Genomic DNA, 14,875 nt, shown 5'->3' on the forward strand with positions numbered 1-14,875 from the left:
TTCTCGAGGGCCAGCTCACGGACGGCCGCGTACGAGCCCGCGAAACCGATACCGGCAATTGCGACAGCACCGAACGCCACTACGCCAATCAGTACCCGGTGCGTCCGTGTCAGCTGTAACCGTGCGGCCACCCCTACTCCCCCTTCGATCGCACTAGCGAACACATGACACTCTGCCATGCCCGGCGGGGCGTCGGGAGAGGTCTACGCGCCGTGCAGGAGGACGTGGCTTCGCCAGTCTCAACTGGCCCCGCGTCACCCCGATTTGGCCCCATTTGTCGGGGCGGGGTTTTGGACCGGGTACTTTTGGCCGCAACGAACTGAGGGGTGAGAAGCCGATGACGCTTGATCCAGCTCGCGTGGAGCGGCTCTCCGCTCTCGTCACGGAGTGCGGGCCGTTGCTTGGCTCGCCTGCGGGAATGGACGCGGTGCAGCGGCTGCTGAGTGACCGTGGGGTGAGCGTGAGGGGCATCGTGCTGTCCTGCCCGTCACGGGGTGTGGAACGTCAGCGTCATGCCGAACTGGTGGACTCGCTGCTCGACGCGGTGGACCAGGTCGTGTCTCCCAACTTCGGTGGGGCATGAGGGGCTTCGCCGATTCGCGTAGACTCATGAGGTGGCATTCATGAGCACCCCGCACTGCTGCTTCCTGTGATCGGAAGGCGCTGAGGGCGATGCCGGACGGCGTCGCCCTCCTTAGCGTGCCTGCTGCGTGAGCCACGTTCCCACCGCTGCCCGCTCCTTCCTCAGGCAGTGGCTCTCTGAGCGCGCGTACAGGCACGGATTCTTCCCTTCACCCTTGCCAGGAGTGCCTCGTGCCCGTGTCGCTGCCCCCTGCCCTCGAGCTGTCCCTCGACCTGCTGCGTTGCCCAACGTGCCGCACGCGCCCCCTGCGCCCAGACCGCGGCGCACTGCGCTGCCCGGTGGGCCACGCCTTTGATATCGCCCGCCACGGCTACGCCGGCCTGCTGACGGGCACCCGCGCCACCAGCGGCGACGACGCAGCCATGGTCATGGCCCGGGACCGGTTCCTGTCCACCGGCGCCTACGCCCCCATCCGCGAAGTCGGAGCCCGCCTGGCGGCCGACGCCGTGTCCGAGCAGGCAACGGTCGTGGACGTAGGGTGCGGCACGGGCTATTACCTGGCCGGCGTACTCGACCAGTTGCCCGGTGCCCGCGGTCTGGGCCTGGACACATCGGTGCGCGCGCTGCGCTCGGCAGCCCGAGCCCACGAACGAGGCGCCGCGGTGGCCTGGGACGTCTTCCGTCCCCTTCCACTGGTCGACGGGGCGGCCGATGCCGTGCTGAACGTGTTCGCCCCGCGCAACCCGGCCGAGTTCCACCGCGTGCTGCGCCCAACCGGCCGGCTGATCGTGGTCCGTCCCACCGGGCGGCACCTGGCCGAGCTGCGCGGCCGATGGCCTGCGATGGTCACGGTCGACCCGGCCAAGGAACAGCGCCTGCACCGGGCACTGGACCCCTTCTTCGAGGCCGCCGTCACTGAACACGTGGAGTATCCCGCGACCCTGACCAGGATGAATGCCCTTGACCTGGTATCGATGACACCGAGCGCACGCCACGTGAGCGAAGCAGAGCTCAACGATGACAGCTTCGTGCCCGATCAGGTCACCGTCTCCGTGCTGGCCACCGCCTACCAACCTCGGTGACCACAAGCAGGCGCATGCGCCTGCCGACCGACGAGCAGAGGGACGCCGGGCGGCCTGTCTCCCCCGCAACGCGGGAAATACAGGGCGCCCGCCGCGCGCTGAAAGTCAACGGGTTCAAGAGGAAGATTGCGTGCTGCTGATGACTGCGGGGGCGATCAGCGCTACTAGGTTGTCGGCCCAGCAGTCCGATTCCTTGGTGGCGACCTCGGTGCCGCAGTCTGCGCAGACGAGGTTGGGGCCGTCCTGACCGTGAAGTCCGCAGCAGCCGCCACGACGTCCTGAGTCCGGGTGCAGAGCGGTGCCTGGCACGTCGTCAGGATGCAGGATGAACAGCGTGGCGTCGTAGTTGATCGCATAGGTGCCTTGTGCCACCCGCGGGTCGGCGATGCGATGGTCAGACAGGTGATCGCTGGCCGGGGCAGCCTGTGATTCCTGGAGATCGCCGGTGAGCGGGTGCTCGCAGTTCGCGCAGGTAAAGAGGGTCACCGGGACATTGTGCCGGTCACAGGGTGCCTGGCTCCGGTGCGTTCTCCCTGCGCTGCGCGAGCCGACCGGCGTCGACATGGTCGGCGAGGTAGATCATGACACCTTCGGGGTCCATGCCGAGGGCTGCGGCGAGCTTGGGATCCTCGGGCCGTCGACGTTCTGGGGCTGATCATCGGCGTCGTGGTGCTGGCCGCATCCGCCCACGACAACACGGCCGGCACCGCCCTGCTCGACCAGGCCGCCGAGCGGTGCGGGATGCGTCTGGAGAAGGCTCTGGTGGACCAGGGCTTCAAGGACGAAGTTTCGTAGGTGGTGTCGCTGCGGCCCGCGTCCGGGTCGACGGTACTGGCGTCACGAGCGTCATTTCAGCGTCAAGACATCGCCCGTAACGCCCACAGCGCCCATAACGCGCACCGACAAAACCGCAGGTCAAGAGCCCTTCGCGACGGATTTCAAGGATGGCAACGCACTCCATGTGATGCGTCATCAGAATCGCGTCAGCGTCAACAAGAGTGAGACAACCCGCAGCTCAGGAGCATCTCCTCGACTCGCTGAACGGACCTTCAGGGGCCCGGAGCGTCACGGCCACCGCCTGCGATGGCTCACCCACTGCCGACCCCGGCGAATGCCTTGCGCAGCCGCTCGGCGCGATCGGCCGGCACCGCCCTCCGCAGCAGCGACACCTCGGCGGTGGCATGGCCGAGGAGGCTCATGCCACCGCCGAGGGGATCGGAGCGGATGCGGGTCCGCCTACGACACCTTGACGCGGTCCGGCGTATGCGTCCCCTTCCGGACGGCTCGGCGCTGGCGAACCACGGCGTAGACCACCACGGCCAGGGCCACCAGGGTGGACAGGACGACCTGGTCGCGGCCGCCGCCGTCGGCCGTGTCGGTGAGCATGTAGCCCAGGACGAAGGTGATGAGGGCGATGGTGGCCCAGGTCAGGTAGGGGTAGAGCCACATCCGGACGACCAGCTTCTCCGGCGACTCCCGCTCGATGATCTTGCGCATCCGCAACTGCGAGAAGCAGATCACCAGCCAGACGAACAGGGCGATCGCGCCGGAGGCGTTGAGCAGGAACTGGAAGACGGTGTCCGGCCACAGGTAGTTGAAGGCGACCGCGACGAAGCCGAAGACGACCGAGGCGAGGATGGCCGAGCGCGGGACGCCACTGTCCGTGGTCCGGCCGAAGGACGCCGGGGCGTCGCTGCGGCGGCCGAGCGAGAAGGCCATGCGGGAAGCCGTGTACAGGCCGGAGTTGAGACAGGACAGCACCGAGGTCAGCACGATGGCGTTCATGATCTCGCCGGCGTGCGGGATGCCGACGGAGCTGAGCGCGGCGACGTACGAACCGTCCTTGAGGATGGCCGGGTCGTCCCAGCCCACCAGCGAGACCACGATCAGGATCGAGCCCAGGTAGAACACCGCGATCCGCCAGATCACGCTGTTGGTGGCCTTGGTGACGGCGGCCCGCGGGTTCGCGGTCTCGCCCGCCGCCAGCGTGACGATCTCGCTGCCCATGAAGGAGAAGACCACCATCAGGACGCCGGTGAGGATCGCTCCGGGTCCGTTCGGCAGGAAGCCGCCGTGCGCGGTGAGGTTGGAGAAGCCGCTCGCCGGGTGGTCCGAGCCGGGCAGCAGGCCGAAGATGGCAAGGCCGCCGACCACGATGAACCCGGCGATCGCGACGACCTTGATGCCGGCGAACCAGAACTCGAACTCGCCGTAGGAGCTGACCGAGACGAGGTTGGTGGCGGTGAGGACGATCATGACGATCAGGGCCCAGCCCCACTGCGGGACCGCCGGTATCCAGCCGGCCAGGATCTTGGCCCCGGCGGTCGCCTCGACGGCGAGCACCACGACCCAGAAGAACCAGTACAGCCAGCCGATGGTGAACCCGGCCCACCGGCCCAGCGCGCGGTCGGCGTAGGCGGAGAACGAGCCGGAGGTGGGGTTGGCCGCGGCCATCTCGCCGAGCATGCGCATCACGAGGACGACCAGGACGCCGACGAGGGCGTACGAGATCAGGATGCCGGGGCCGGCGGCGGCGATGCCGGAGCCGGAGCCGACGAACAGGCCGGCGCCGATGACACCGCCGATCGCGATCATCGACAGATGGCGGCTCTTCAGGCCGGCCTGCAGGCCGGACTCGGGTTCCGTGGGAGGGCTTTTGGGGACGGTTGTGGTCATCTCGACATCCATGGAGGGAGTGCGGACCAGGGCCCCTGGAAATTAGTTCAGTACGATCCAAAAGAACAAGACTTGTTTAACTGTTCACCTCGCTCTATTTTTCGTGCGACCCCTCCGTGTTCCGGCCGACCCTCCTGGGGAGCCCCCATGCACCACACCGCGGCATGGTCGCGAGAACCCTCCGTACGGATGCCGTCGCCGTGGGCCCTGCCCACGCTCGACAGGGCGTTAGGGTGGCGTCGTGGTGAATGCAGCGGGCAAGTTCGGTCCCTACAACCAGCCGGTGCCCGCGCAGTCCGCGCCGGTCAGCAGGGCATGGGACACCCGCGTTCTGGCCGGCCGGGGCCCCACGGGAGCAGAGCTCGTCCGGTCCAGGATCGCCCTGCGGGTCCGCCTGAGGTCCGTGGCGCCGGGAGACCGGTTGCCGGACGTGGGCGTCCTCGCCGAGGAACTGGGGATCAGTGAGATCACCGTGCGCCGCGCGCTGGAGGCCATGTGCCAGGACGGCCTGCTCGACCGCCGTCGGGGCCGGGCGGGTGGGACCTTCGTCGCCGCCGACTGGGACGCGGTCGTCGCCGTGCTGCACGACGCAGACGAGGCGGCCGGGCTGGACTCCTTCCATCTGCTGCTCGAATGCGGGCTCGTGGCGCACAGCACGGGCGAGGTCCCGGACGGGCGGCTCGACGGACTGCGGGCATTGGTCGAGGAGATGGACCTGGTCGAGGATGCGGCCCGACTCCTGGAACTGGAGACCCGCTTCCACCTCGACCTCGCGGAGGCTCTCGGCGGCGCCGGGATCCGTGAGTTCGCGGCCGACCTGCTCGGCCGGCAGTGCCTGCTGGGGCCCGCGCCGGACCCCGCGGTCGTACGAGCCCGCAACCGCTGCCACGCCGACCTGCTCGACGAACTCACCCGCGGCGCGATGGACCCGGCGGTACACGCGGTGAAGGCACACCGGCACGCCGGCCTGAACTGATCCCCTCTCGCCCTCCCTCGCCCGCCCTCTCCCTTCCCTGTGTCGCCACCCCGCAGAAGGAGCTGCCGCCATGCCGGACCCCGGAGCTGTCGGCCCGTCGTCGACGTCGGGCCCCGTGGCCGACGCGCCCCAGCGGCTGCGCGGCGGCGTCCTCGGCATGGCGGACATCGCCGCCGCCACGATGGCCAACGTCGGCCCGGCCATGAGCTTCTTCTTCGGCTTCGCCTTCCTGGCCACCACCGCGGGGGTCGCATCGCCGCTGACCATCGTGGCGGCGGGGGTGGCGGTCGCGCTGCTCGGCAACACGCTGGCCGAGTTCTCCCGGGCGCACCCCTCGGCGGGCAGCTTCACCACCTTCGTCGGCCGGACGTTCGGGCCGGTCAGCGCGGTGACCACGGCCCTGCTGGCCGGACTCGGCTACATCATCGCGATGGCCTCGGTGATCGCGATCTCGGGCGGCTTCGTGCAGATCACCCTGTACCACTACACGGGCGTGGACCTGCCGTGGATCATCTGGACGCTCCTGCTGACCGGACTTTCGGTGGTACTGATGCTGCGCGGAATCGTGGTCTCCACCAAGTGGGCCGGCTACTTCTTCGGCGTGGAGATGCTGGTGCTCGTCGTGGTGTCGGTCGCGACGCTCGTCGAGCACCGCGGCAACCTCTCCGCCACCCCGTTCCAGCCCGACCACCTCACCCACGGCCTCAAAGGGCTGGCGGCCGGCTTCCCACTCGCGGTGTACCTGTTCATCGGCTGGGAGAACTCGGCCGCACTCGCCGAGGAGACGGAGAACCCACGGCGCAACGTCGGCCGCGCCGTCTTCTCCTCCGTCGCGATCATGACCGTGAGCTACATCCTCTTCTCCTACGCCACGGTGACCGGCTTCGGCTACGACGTGGGGCGGCTCGGCGCCTCCCGGATCCCCTTCATCGACGTCGCCCACCACACCCTCGGCTCGCTGGCGCTCCTCGCCTACGTCGGCGGCCTGACCTCCACCCTGGGCGTGCTGATCGCGGGCATCAACTCCCAGGCCCGCCTGGTGTTCAACGCCGGACGCGAGGGACTGCTGCCGTCCTTCTTCGGCTACGTCCACCCCACGCGCCGTACGCCGAACAACGCGATCATCACCTTCGCCGTCACCGCGCTGCTGATCATCGGAGGCTGGGGCCTGGGCCATCTGCTCGGGTCCGACGGCGGTTCGATGAACCCGGTGGTCTTCTTCACGGAGTCGTCGAGCCTGGGCGCCATTCTGATCCTGCTGGTCTATCTCGCGTCCAACATCGCCCTGCCGCTGTACTACCGCAGATACCGCCCGCAGGAGTTCCGGACCGTCCGCCACCTCGTACTGCCCGCGATCGGCGTCCTCGCCATCCTGGTCCCGCTCTACTACCTCGCCAAGCCCGGCCAGCCCGCCCCCTACAGCTGGTTCCCGTACGCGGCCCTGGCCACCCTGCTCGCAGCCGTCGGCTACGCGACCCTCCTGGTCCGCCGTGACCCCGGCCTGGCCGAGCGGGTGGGCTCGGTCGTCGCCGACGCGGAGTAGATCGGACGACGGGGGGCTACTCCTGCCCGGACCGAAGCACGTACAGGCTCGGCAGGTTGACGACCACGGCCTCCTGCGTGCTGCGGGCGATCACGACGACGGCCTCGTCGTCAGGGTCCGGGTTCTCCTCGCGGTGCGGCACGAACGGCGGGACGAAGATGTAGTCGCCCGGCCCGGTGCGCAACCGCACCTCCTCGGGCTCCGCCCCAACCCCGGCGGAATCGGCCAGGAAGACGAACTCGGGGTTGCCGCTGACGACGTAGATGGCGGTCTCTGAGTCGCCGTGGTGGTGGTCGGCCGAGGCGGTCGCGGGAGCAACCGTGGTCTGTCCCATCCACATCCGCTCCGAGCCGACCCTGGCACCGCTGATCGCGGCGAAGCGACGCATGCCATCGGTCTGGGCGGTGCCGCCGTCCAGGTCGTCGGCACGGACGTGGTGGACCCGCGTGCGCGCCTCGGGCAGCGGACCGCTCGGACCACCGGTCAGGTCCGGGTGGAAGCCGTCGGGCGGAGTCGGCGACGAAGACTGCGAGGTCATCGGGATCATCCTTTGAGGTCGGAGGAACCAAGCAGCCGACCCAACCGCAGGTCAGGAACCCTTGGCCGCAGGCTCCAGAATCGCCACGCACTCCATGTGGTGCGTCATCGACAACATGTTGACTGAAGCACCGTAGTCATCCCGCTATGAACACGACCGAGGGCGGAGCATCGAGGCTGGCCAGCCTACGCAGACGATCGTCGATGACGTCCAGGAGTTGGTTGAAGCCGTCGAGCCTTCTGAGCCGGTCCGCGGTCACGACACGGATCTCGGCAGCGGTGATCTTGGCTTCGGGGCCGTCGGTACGCAGCCGGGAGGCGAAGGGACCATCTGACTGGAATCCGCAGAAGGGGTGGTGCCCGTCGTCGCCGTCGACACCCTCAGCCGTACGCGACAGCCAGGCCCGGGCCTTCAGGGCTGATGCGTTCTCAGGTTGTGAGATGAAGCAGCTCGGACGCGTGGGCGGGGCTGACCGGTAGTGGTCGGTGGCTGCAGCGAGGTTCGCCGATCGTCGCCATCTGCACGGGGGCGTTTGTCCTCGCTCAGGCCGGACTGCTCGACGGCCGCCGTGCCACCACCCATTGGCGCAGCGCCGCCCGGTTCGCCGCCGCCTTCTCCGAGGTGGAGGTGGATCCTGACGTGCTCTTCGTGGACCACGGCGACGTGGCGACCAGCGCCGGGACCGGCGCGGGCATCGACCTGTGCCTGCACCTGGTGCGTTCTGACCACGGCGCGGCGTACGCCGCACAGATCGCCCGGCGCATGGTCCTGCCACCGCACCGGGAGGGCAGCCAACTCCAGTACGCCGCACAGCCCGCACCGGCCAGGGCGGACGAGTCGTTGGCGCCACTGCTGGACTGGGCCACGTCCCACCTCGACACCCGGCTGACTCTCAACCACCTGGCCGAACGCGCCGGACTATCCAGCCGAACCCTCGCCCGGCGTTTTACCGGACAGCTCGGCACCAGCCCGGGGCAGTGGGTGCTCGGCCAGCGCCTTGATGCGGCACGGATACTGCTGGAACAGACCGACCTTCCGGTGGAAGCAATCGCCACCCGGGGCGGACTCGCCTCGGCGGTCAACCTGCGTCGCCGTTTCCGGCGGCATCTCGGCACCACCCCCGGCGCTTACCGACGGGCCTTCGGCGAAACCTGATGACGCAGCTGGGCGTTCCTGCACGCGCGGGCCAGAACGTACGGCCCGTGAGGCGGTCCCAGGACGAACTATGGGAGCGGAACATGGCCGCCGCCCGCCAGTTCCACGCCCGCGAGGCACATCTGCGTGTGCCTCACAAGCACGTGGAGGAAGCGGACGGGGAGACGATCCGGCTGGGCGCGTTTGTGGATAACAGCCGCCGACGGGCCGCGAAGCTCAGCGCGGAGCGCCGGTCTGACCTCGACGCCCTCGGCATGCGCTGGTAGAGGGGCTGGCCGGTCCATACACCGCTCGCGTCGAAAGCGCGGAATCTCGTGCGCCCCTCTGTCTCCACCTACTTGGCTGTGGCGGCCTCTCGGGGAGTCGTATTGCGTAACAGTTCCGGGTTGTCATGGTTCGATTCTGGACCCGGGCTCTAAGCTCAGGTCAGTCCTCCGCGCCTTCTGGCGTATCAGGGAGGGCCCATCCCGCAGCAGAGCGAGCCTGTGGCGCATCCCAGAAGCGCCGGGCTTGCCTTCCTCTCCTGCGGAAGTCGCCGACAGCCCGGCCCGTCCCTCGGGGCAACTTCAAGGCCGGGCTGGACCACGCCCCCGGCTGCCTGGAGGGAGTGCTCCAGTGGCTTGCCCGGGGAGGGCAGGGGCACTCGGAAGGGGCACGCGGCCGCCGTCCCGAACGGCGGCCGCCACCCGTTCACCTTCTCCCGTCCACGGACCCGCAGGCCGCGCCGACCTCACCGACGCCTCCGCACCGTCACGGACAAGGCGGACAACTCATGCGCGATGACGCGATGCCTGGTCCGGCACCCGCTGCGTCCGGTCTCCAGCCGGGCGGCCCGGGGCACCTGCCCGGCTGACCACGTCACCGAGGAAGACGCCTGCGACGGCGGCCCAGGCGCAGGCCAAGGAGAACGAAGTCGGCGACCAGAACCACCACACCGATGACCAACAGATAGAAGAGGCCTTTCGCCACCACACCGATGATGCCGAGCACGATGGCCACAAGGACCAGTAAGAGGAACAGAGCCATCGGTGTCACCTCATGGTGGGGCACATTGGTGGGGGCATCAGCGGCGGGCGAGGCGGCGTTCGCCGCCCTCACCCATTCGGTAGGCGAGCTTGTAGTGCTCGAAAACCGCCTCCTCGTCCTCCGCGAGCAGTTCGCCGTCCGTGCCGATCGAGGGTGCTTCCTTGACCTGCTTCTTGTCGTAGGCGACCTTCAGATAGCCGGGACCGACCGTCGCATCGCCCAGGGGGACGAACACCAGCCGGTGCCGGGTCGGCAGGCCGACCATGACGGTCGCGAACGCGGGCTGGTCTGTGGCCGTGTCCACGTAGACCGCCTCCAGAGCGCCGATCTTGTGCCGCCCATGGTCGACAACGTCGTGGCCTCGCCATTCCCTGATGTCTTGCGCCTCGAACACGGCAGCCCCTTCGTCGCAGGTCAGCTCAAGACCACTGGCGTTACCTTCTCCTCCCTCCTTACCTCTCTACGCATATTCACACCCTTCATGGCAGCCAGCTTGCAGGCCGGACGGCGGACGACTTTCACGCGTGGCGCGATGCCTCCACGACCCCCCTGCACGTGGCGGTCCAGCACGCGGCAGCGTGGGCGATGAGGGGCGCGGCCAGAACGCTGTCGGGGTCAGTAGGCGGCCGGGGAGATGGCGATGTAGTGCGCGGTGAAGGCCGCCACGGCCAGGGCGTGGAACACCTCGTGGAAGCCGAACCAGCGGGGTGAGGGGTGGGGCGCTGAAGGGCGTAGACCACCGCACCAGCACTGTAGAGGAGCCCGCCGGCCACGATCAGGCTGAGTACAGCCGCTCCCCCGGTGTGCAGGAAGTCGGGCAGGTAACGCGCGCGGGAGCCCACCCAAGGGCCAGGTAACACGGGGTGTACAACCAGCGCGGAGCTCCGACTGTCCGCGTACAGGTGACGTGGCCCTGACACGAAAAGAACCTGCGGTTGAGCTCGGTGGTCAGGCCGTGGCGACGGGTTCGAAGCGGATGGTCAGGCCGAGAGTGTTGGCTTCCTTCAGCATGCGGCGCATGGCGCGTGCTGGATCGCGGCGGGTGAAATAGTCCGCGCCCAGTTCGAGGTAGGGGACGTGGTCGTGGAGCACGTGCCAGACAGCGATGGCGATCTTGTGCATGACCGCGACCAGTGCCCGTTTGCCACCTCGCCGTGCCGAGATCCGGCGGAAGAACACGGCGAGATAGGTGTCCCTGCTTCTGATGGCGGCCAGCGCGGCGACTCCGAGCACGCGTTTGAGATTGGTGTTGCCGTGCCGGGTCCGGCCGGACTTGTTCACCCCTGCCGACTCGTTCTGCCCCGGGCAGACCCCGATCCAGGAGGCGAGGTGATGGGCCGTGGCGAACTGGCTCATGTCTCCGCCGGTTTCGGCGAAGACGATCTCTGCCGCCATGCGCCCGATGCCGGGAACAGTGTCCAGGAGGTCCAGGTCGTGCTCGTGCTCGCTAAGCAGGGTGGCGATACGGGTGTCGAAGACAGCGACCGTCTCCTTGAACCGGTCCGCCTCGTCCAGGTAGTGCTGGACCATGAAGGCGTGGTGGTCGGTGAAGTCGCCGTCCAGTGCCTCGATCAGGGCGGGGATCTTGGCACGGGCCTTGCCGACGGCAAGATCCGCAAGGCGTTCACGGTCGCGTTCACCGGCGACCAGGGCTGCCAGGATCGTCCGTCCGGTCTTCCCGGCCACATCGGTCAGCACGGAGGTGAGCTTCATCCCGGTGTCCTCCAGCTCCTTCTCCAGCCGCTGGATCTCCCGACCCGCAGAACGCAGGAGTTCGGTGCGGCGCCGGGTCAGGTCACGCAGTTCCCGCACCATGCGGCCGGGGACGAAGGACGCCATCACCATTCCCGACGCGCCGGCCCGGGCCAGGAACGCGGCGTCGCTCGGATCGCTCTTGCGGCCCCTGATCCCCTTCAGGTGAGAGGGATTGACCAGCATCAGGTTCAGCTGCGGCTGTAGCAGGTAGTAGACCCCGCGCCAGTAGTCGGCCGTTGCTTCCATGACCACCACGTCGACCTGGCGTTCCACCAGCCAGGCCAGGAGCCGACGTAGTTCGGACCGGGTGGTGCCGAACCGTTCGGTCTCCAGGCTCCATGTTCCCGCCCGAGTCGTACTGGGCGTTCGCACGCAGGCGAGCAGGAACCGCTTGCCCAGGTCCACTCCCGCGGACCGCAGATGGATGACCTCGTCCTTCACGTCCTGCCGACTCATCGCCCGCTCCTGAACACCCGTAGCGAAAACCTGGCGGGAACCCCGGAGGGATCAGGGAAAGAAGCGGAATCTGACACGCGTGCTCCCGGCAGCGGATCACTGCCTTGGCAACAAACCGTGGTCCCCAGCGCGACCCCCATTGCCATCCTGGACAAACGAGCTCACCGGCATCGCAGAGCCATCGGCGTGACCGGGGCACCCACCCCATTTTCTCTCACCCGAGGTGATCAGCGCAGCCATCCCCGTTCCTGGCAAGATTTTCGTGAAGCCGGGGTATGCCACCGTGCGCCGGTGACGCTCCGTCACGGGTGGTGGCAGTGTCAGCGAGTGTGATGACCTCGTACGGATCATGTCTCCGCACCTGGATGCGGTGCGGGTGGAACGGGTGTGGTCGGCAGGCGGTGCGGTCTGCATCTCCGCCCGCACCCGGGAGCTGATGGTGGCGTGTCCGGACTGCGGTCGCGAGTCGGAACGGGTGCACAGCCGATATCTGCGCACGCTGGCCGACGTCGCTGTCGGTGGCCGCCCGGTGCTGATCGGATTGTCGGTGCGGCGGTTGTTCTGCGACAGCCCTCACTGCAGTCGGCGGACATTTGCCGAGCAGGTCAATGGGCTAACGGTGCGCAACCAGCGACGCAGCCCGCCGCTGCAGCACCTCAGTCGGCGCACGAGCCGGCCAGTGGACCACGGCCAGGCGAAGGTGTTGTGCCCGGGGGAAGTGAAGTAGTAGCTGGTGCAGCCGCCTGTGTTGTAGACCGTGGTCGCGAGCGCCTCCTGGACGGTGGTGTTGTGCACGGCCTGTACGGCTGGCCTGACTTCCAGGGCGCGGTGGCCGCTTTGGTCGAGGTGAGCCAAAGCAGCGATGAGGTAGGTCAGCTGGGCTTCCAGGACGGTGATCGCGGAGGTGGAGCCGCCGAGCAGGGTGGGCCCCAGGAGCAGGAAGAGGTTGGGGAAGCCGCTCACGGTGGTGCCCAGGTATGCCTGCGGTGCGCCGCCCCAGGCGTCGTCGAGGGTCTGGCCGTTGGTGCCGTGCAGGGTCGTGGCCAGCGGCACCTCGCCGACGCGGAAGCCCGTGGCTTCGATGAGCACGTCGGTGTGGGCGATGGTGCCGTCGGCGCCGATGACCTCGTTGCCGCGTACGGCGGTCACGGCGGTGGGATGCAGCCGCACGTGTGGCTGGGACAGGGCCTGGTAGAACGTGCTCGATGTCAGTAGGCGCGTGCAGCCCAGCCGGTAATCCGGTGTCAGGTGCCGGCGCAACAGCCGGTCGCGGACCGTGAGGCGCAGGTGTGCACGGGCGCCGGCCTCGAGGAGGCGGGCGCCGGCCTGCGGGTGGCGGAAGGCGTAGCCGAAGCCCTCCTGCAGGGCGTACTGGCCCGCGCGCAGGGCGCCGCGCGCGCCGGGGACGCGGTCCACGAGCCGGTTGAGCGCCGTGGGCAGCGGCAGGTCGGGCTTGGGCAGCACCCATTGGGGTGTGCGCTGGAAGAGATCCACAGTCGCGGCCTGGGCTTCGATGGCCGGGACGATCTGGACGGCGGAGGCGCCACCGCCCACCACGGTCACCCGCCGGCCTGTCAGGTCGACGCTGTGGTCCCACCGGGCAGTGTGGAAGACGGGGCCGTCGAAGTCCTCGATGCCGGGAACCTCCAGGCGGCGCGGGACGTGCCACGGTCCGGTGGCCAGGACCAGTACCCCCGCGCTGTAGGGTCCGTCGGTCGTCTGCACCAGCTTGCGGCCGGCTGCCCCGTCCCATCGTGCCCCGAGCACCTGCACACCACAGCGCAGCACGTCGCCGAGCCGGTAGCGCTCAGCCGTTGCCTGCAGGTAGGCGAGGATCTCCTGCTGTCCGGCGAAGATCCTGCTCCATGCTGTGTTTGGGGTGAAGGAGTAGCTGTAGAGCGTCGAGGGCACGTCACAGGAGCAGCCCGGGTAGGTGTTGTCCCTTCAGGTACCGCCGAGATGCGTCCCCTTCTCCAGAACTAGGACGTCGTCGAACCCTGCCTCGCGAAGCCGGACGGCGGCCCCGATCCCGGAGAACCCCGCTCCGACGACCACGGCCCGCACGTCCCTGACGGTCCGCTCACTCTGCGCCGGGATCACAGCAACGCTCCAGCCGGGCAGCCAACGCACAGGCAACGGTCCACACGCAGCTCCCGCAGGTGCCGCTGTGCGGCCGTCCGGGCGACAGCGTCAGGTAGCAGAGCGATCTGAGCCAGACCCCGCTCGAGTGGTGTGATCACATACGGCCAACGACCACGACTCTGCGGGGTCACCGTACCCGAGCCGGCAAATTCAACACCCTTCGCAAAATGCGGCCAGGAGGTACTGCAGGGCCGGACGGGACACGAGAGCGCGGACCCCACGGCCCGTGCCGACACCAGGGCGACGAGGCAGGCGCCGGTGACCGCGCGCCAGCGGGCCTGGGCGGATTCGACGAGCTCGAAAACCATCGCGAGGGCCGCGGCCGGACTGCCGGCGCCGCGGGTGACCTTGGTTCGGAGCTTTACGGTGGAGATCCGAAGTCCAAGGTCGGTCTGTACGCGGTGATCCGCCGTGATACCCAGACGGGGATGTCGTTACGAGATGACCTTCCGAGGGGGCTGATCGCCGTTCCTCGTGATGAGGACTGCTCCGGCAGCGCCGTGGGGGAACGATCCGCTGCCGGAGCAGTCCTCTCCACGCGTGTCTGCCCGCTGCCTCACGGTCCAGCCCACATCTCACTCGCTTGAGTGGCAGGGCGAAGGCACGTGCGACTCACCCCGTCAGGACTACCGACACCGTCGCAGCGACGATCGAGATCGCAGCCAGAGCGACCATCACCGTCCTCACCCCCATCACCCGTCGAGCTGTGCAGACGCGAGGGCAGCCCCGGTGGAACCATCCAGGGCGCGGGCGAACGTTTTCCCTGCGCTGCCGACGTCTGAGGGGCTCCGGCGTCAGCCTCCCGCAGTTGCACGCACCACACGCAGGTGTCCTCTTCATGCCCGACAAGCCGGGCGTCGGGACCCGGGTTGGGGCGGTTACCGAAGGCTTCCATACCTGCTCAACGGACCCACTCAGGCCAGGAGGTCGACACCTCACCCAT

13 protein-coding genes and 6 pseudogenes are annotated in these 14,875 nt (G+C 68.6%); 8 read left to right on the forward strand and 11 right to left on the reverse strand.

Annotation, left to right across the window (positions count from 1 at the left end):
* Nucleotides 1-131: pseudogene (locus tag QF037_RS51360) on the reverse strand (DUF2637 domain-containing protein); the annotation flags it as partial.
* A gap of 206 nt (nucleotides 132-337) precedes the next feature.
* On the opposite strand from QF037_RS51360, the gene QF037_RS00005 reads away from it, so the two are divergent.
* Both QF037_RS00005 and QF037_RS00010 read left to right on the forward strand, forming a co-directional pair.
* Nucleotides 338-583, forward strand: coding sequence for a hypothetical protein (locus QF037_RS00005; RefSeq protein ID WP_307020539.1), 246 nt, complete (start codon nucleotides 338-340; stop codon nucleotides 581-583).
* Nucleotides 584-813: 230 nt separating this feature from the next.
* Entirely contained in the window at nucleotides 814-1,665 is an 852-nt protein-coding gene (locus QF037_RS00010; protein ID WP_307020542.1) for a methyltransferase domain-containing protein, read from the forward strand.
* A 114-nt stretch (nucleotides 1,666-1,779) separates the two neighbouring features.
* Here QF037_RS00010 and QF037_RS00015 read toward each other — a convergent pair whose 3' ends face one another.
* Nucleotides 1,780-2,151: a hypothetical protein gene (locus tag QF037_RS00015; protein ID WP_307020544.1), complete on the reverse strand. Its 372-nt coding sequence runs from the start codon at nucleotides 2,149-2,151 to the stop codon at nucleotides 1,780-1,782.
* 147 nt (nucleotides 2,152-2,298) lie between these two features.
* Here QF037_RS00015 and QF037_RS00020 point away from each other — a divergent pair.
* Nucleotides 2,299-2,454, forward strand: a pseudogene (locus QF037_RS00020) (IS5/IS1182 family transposase); the annotation flags it as partial.
* Nucleotides 2,455-2,901: 447 nt separating this feature from the next.
* Here QF037_RS00020 and QF037_RS00025 read toward each other — a convergent pair.
* The gene (locus tag QF037_RS00025) at nucleotides 2,902-4,341 is read right to left on the reverse strand and encodes an amino acid permease (protein ID WP_307020546.1); all 1,440 of its coding nucleotides are present in this window, start codon (nucleotides 4,339-4,341) and stop codon (nucleotides 2,902-2,904) included.
* Nucleotides 4,342-4,582: 241 nt separating this feature from the next.
* On the opposite strand from QF037_RS00025, the gene QF037_RS00030 reads away from it, so the two are divergent.
* Together QF037_RS00030 and QF037_RS00035 are read left to right on the forward strand one after the other, a co-directional pair.
* Nucleotides 4,583-5,317: a FadR/GntR family transcriptional regulator gene (locus QF037_RS00030; RefSeq protein WP_307020548.1), complete on the forward strand. Its 735-nt coding sequence runs from the start codon at nucleotides 4,583-4,585 to the stop codon at nucleotides 5,315-5,317.
* Between the two features lie 70 nt (nucleotides 5,318-5,387).
* A complete protein-coding gene (locus QF037_RS00035; protein WP_307020550.1) occupies nucleotides 5,388-6,860 on the forward strand; it encodes an APC family permease in 1,473 nt (490 codons plus the stop codon).
* Between the two features lie 16 nt (nucleotides 6,861-6,876).
* On the opposite strand, the gene QF037_RS00040 is transcribed toward QF037_RS00035, so the two are convergent.
* Nucleotides 6,877-7,398, reverse strand: a complete 522-nt coding sequence (locus QF037_RS00040; RefSeq protein ID WP_307020552.1) for a cupin domain-containing protein — start codon at nucleotides 7,396-7,398, stop codon at nucleotides 6,877-6,879.
* Between the two features lie 492 nt (nucleotides 7,399-7,890).
* On the opposite strand from QF037_RS00040, the pseudogene QF037_RS00045 reads away from it, so the two are divergent.
* Nucleotides 7,891-8,553, forward strand: a pseudogene (locus QF037_RS00045) (GlxA family transcriptional regulator); the annotation flags it as partial.
* 47 nt (nucleotides 8,554-8,600) lie between these two features.
* The gene (locus tag QF037_RS00050) at nucleotides 8,601-8,819 is read left to right on the forward strand and encodes a helicase associated domain-containing protein (RefSeq protein ID WP_307020554.1); all 219 of its coding nucleotides are present in this window, start codon (nucleotides 8,601-8,603) and stop codon (nucleotides 8,817-8,819) included.
* 592 nt (nucleotides 8,820-9,411) lie between these two features.
* Here the strand turns inward: QF037_RS00050 and QF037_RS00055 are convergent.
* The 4 genes and pseudogenes from QF037_RS00055 to QF037_RS00070 form a co-directional block, all read right to left on the reverse strand.
* A complete protein-coding gene (locus QF037_RS00055) occupies nucleotides 9,412-9,579 on the reverse strand; it encodes a hypothetical protein (RefSeq protein ID WP_307020556.1) in 168 nt (55 codons plus the stop codon).
* Between the two features lie 37 nt (nucleotides 9,580-9,616).
* Nucleotides 9,617-9,973 carry a PRC-barrel domain-containing protein gene (locus tag QF037_RS00060; protein WP_307020559.1) on the reverse strand — a complete coding sequence of 119 codons (357 nt, stop codon included), beginning with the start codon at nucleotides 9,971-9,973 and terminating at the stop codon, nucleotides 9,617-9,619.
* Between the two features lie 221 nt (nucleotides 9,974-10,194).
* Nucleotides 10,195-10,468, reverse strand: a pseudogene (locus tag QF037_RS00065) (hemolysin III family protein); the annotation flags it as partial.
* A 59-nt stretch (nucleotides 10,469-10,527) separates the two neighbouring features.
* Nucleotides 10,528-11,790, reverse strand: coding sequence for an IS110 family transposase (locus tag QF037_RS00070; RefSeq protein ID WP_307020561.1), 1,263 nt, complete (start codon nucleotides 11,788-11,790; stop codon nucleotides 10,528-10,530).
* A 436-nt stretch (nucleotides 11,791-12,226) separates the two neighbouring features.
* On the opposite strand from QF037_RS00070, the pseudogene QF037_RS00075 reads away from it, so the two are divergent.
* Nucleotides 12,227-12,346, forward strand: a pseudogene (locus QF037_RS00075) (transposase family protein); the annotation flags it as partial.
* A gap of 17 nt (nucleotides 12,347-12,363) precedes the next feature.
* Here QF037_RS00075 and QF037_RS00080 read toward each other — a convergent pair.
* From QF037_RS00080 to QF037_RS00090, 3 genes and pseudogenes are all read right to left on the reverse strand, one after another.
* Nucleotides 12,364-13,701, reverse strand: a complete 1,338-nt coding sequence (locus QF037_RS00080) for a flavin-containing monooxygenase (protein WP_307020563.1) — start codon at nucleotides 13,699-13,701, stop codon at nucleotides 12,364-12,366.
* Nucleotides 13,702-13,734: 33 nt separating this feature from the next.
* Nucleotides 13,735-13,920: an NAD(P)-binding protein gene (locus QF037_RS00085; RefSeq protein WP_307020565.1), complete on the reverse strand. Its 186-nt coding sequence runs from the start codon at nucleotides 13,918-13,920 to the stop codon at nucleotides 13,735-13,737.
* Nucleotides 13,921-14,153: 233 nt separating this feature from the next.
* Nucleotides 14,154-14,303: pseudogene (locus tag QF037_RS00090) on the reverse strand (IS256 family transposase); the annotation flags it as partial.
* Nucleotides 14,304-14,875: the final 572 nt, after the last annotated feature.

The organism is Streptomyces canus (assembly GCF_030815415.1).
Lineage (GTDB): Bacteria > Actinomycetota > Actinomycetes > Streptomycetales > Streptomycetaceae > Streptomyces > Streptomyces canus_F.

Coding starts and splice junctions, on each gene's coding strand:
- QF037_RS00005 (WP_307020539.1), top strand. CDS start 338: ATGACGCTTGATCCAGCTCGCGTGGAGCGGCTCTCCGCTCTCGTCACG.
- QF037_RS00025 (WP_307020546.1), bottom strand. CDS start 4,341: ATGACCACAACCGTCCCCAAAAGCCCTCCCACGGAACCCGAGTCCGGC.
- QF037_RS00035 (WP_307020550.1), top strand. CDS start 5,388: ATGCCGGACCCCGGAGCTGTCGGCCCGTCGTCGACGTCGGGCCCCGTG.
- QF037_RS00040 (WP_307020552.1), bottom strand. CDS start 7,398: ATGACCTCGCAGTCTTCGTCGCCGACTCCGCCCGACGGCTTCCACCCG.
- QF037_RS00055 (WP_307020556.1), bottom strand. CDS start 9,579: ATGGCTCTGTTCCTCTTACTGGTCCTTGTGGCCATCGTGCTCGGCATC.
- QF037_RS00070 (WP_307020561.1), bottom strand. CDS start 11,790: ATGAGTCGGCAGGACGTGAAGGACGAGGTCATCCATCTGCGGTCCGCG.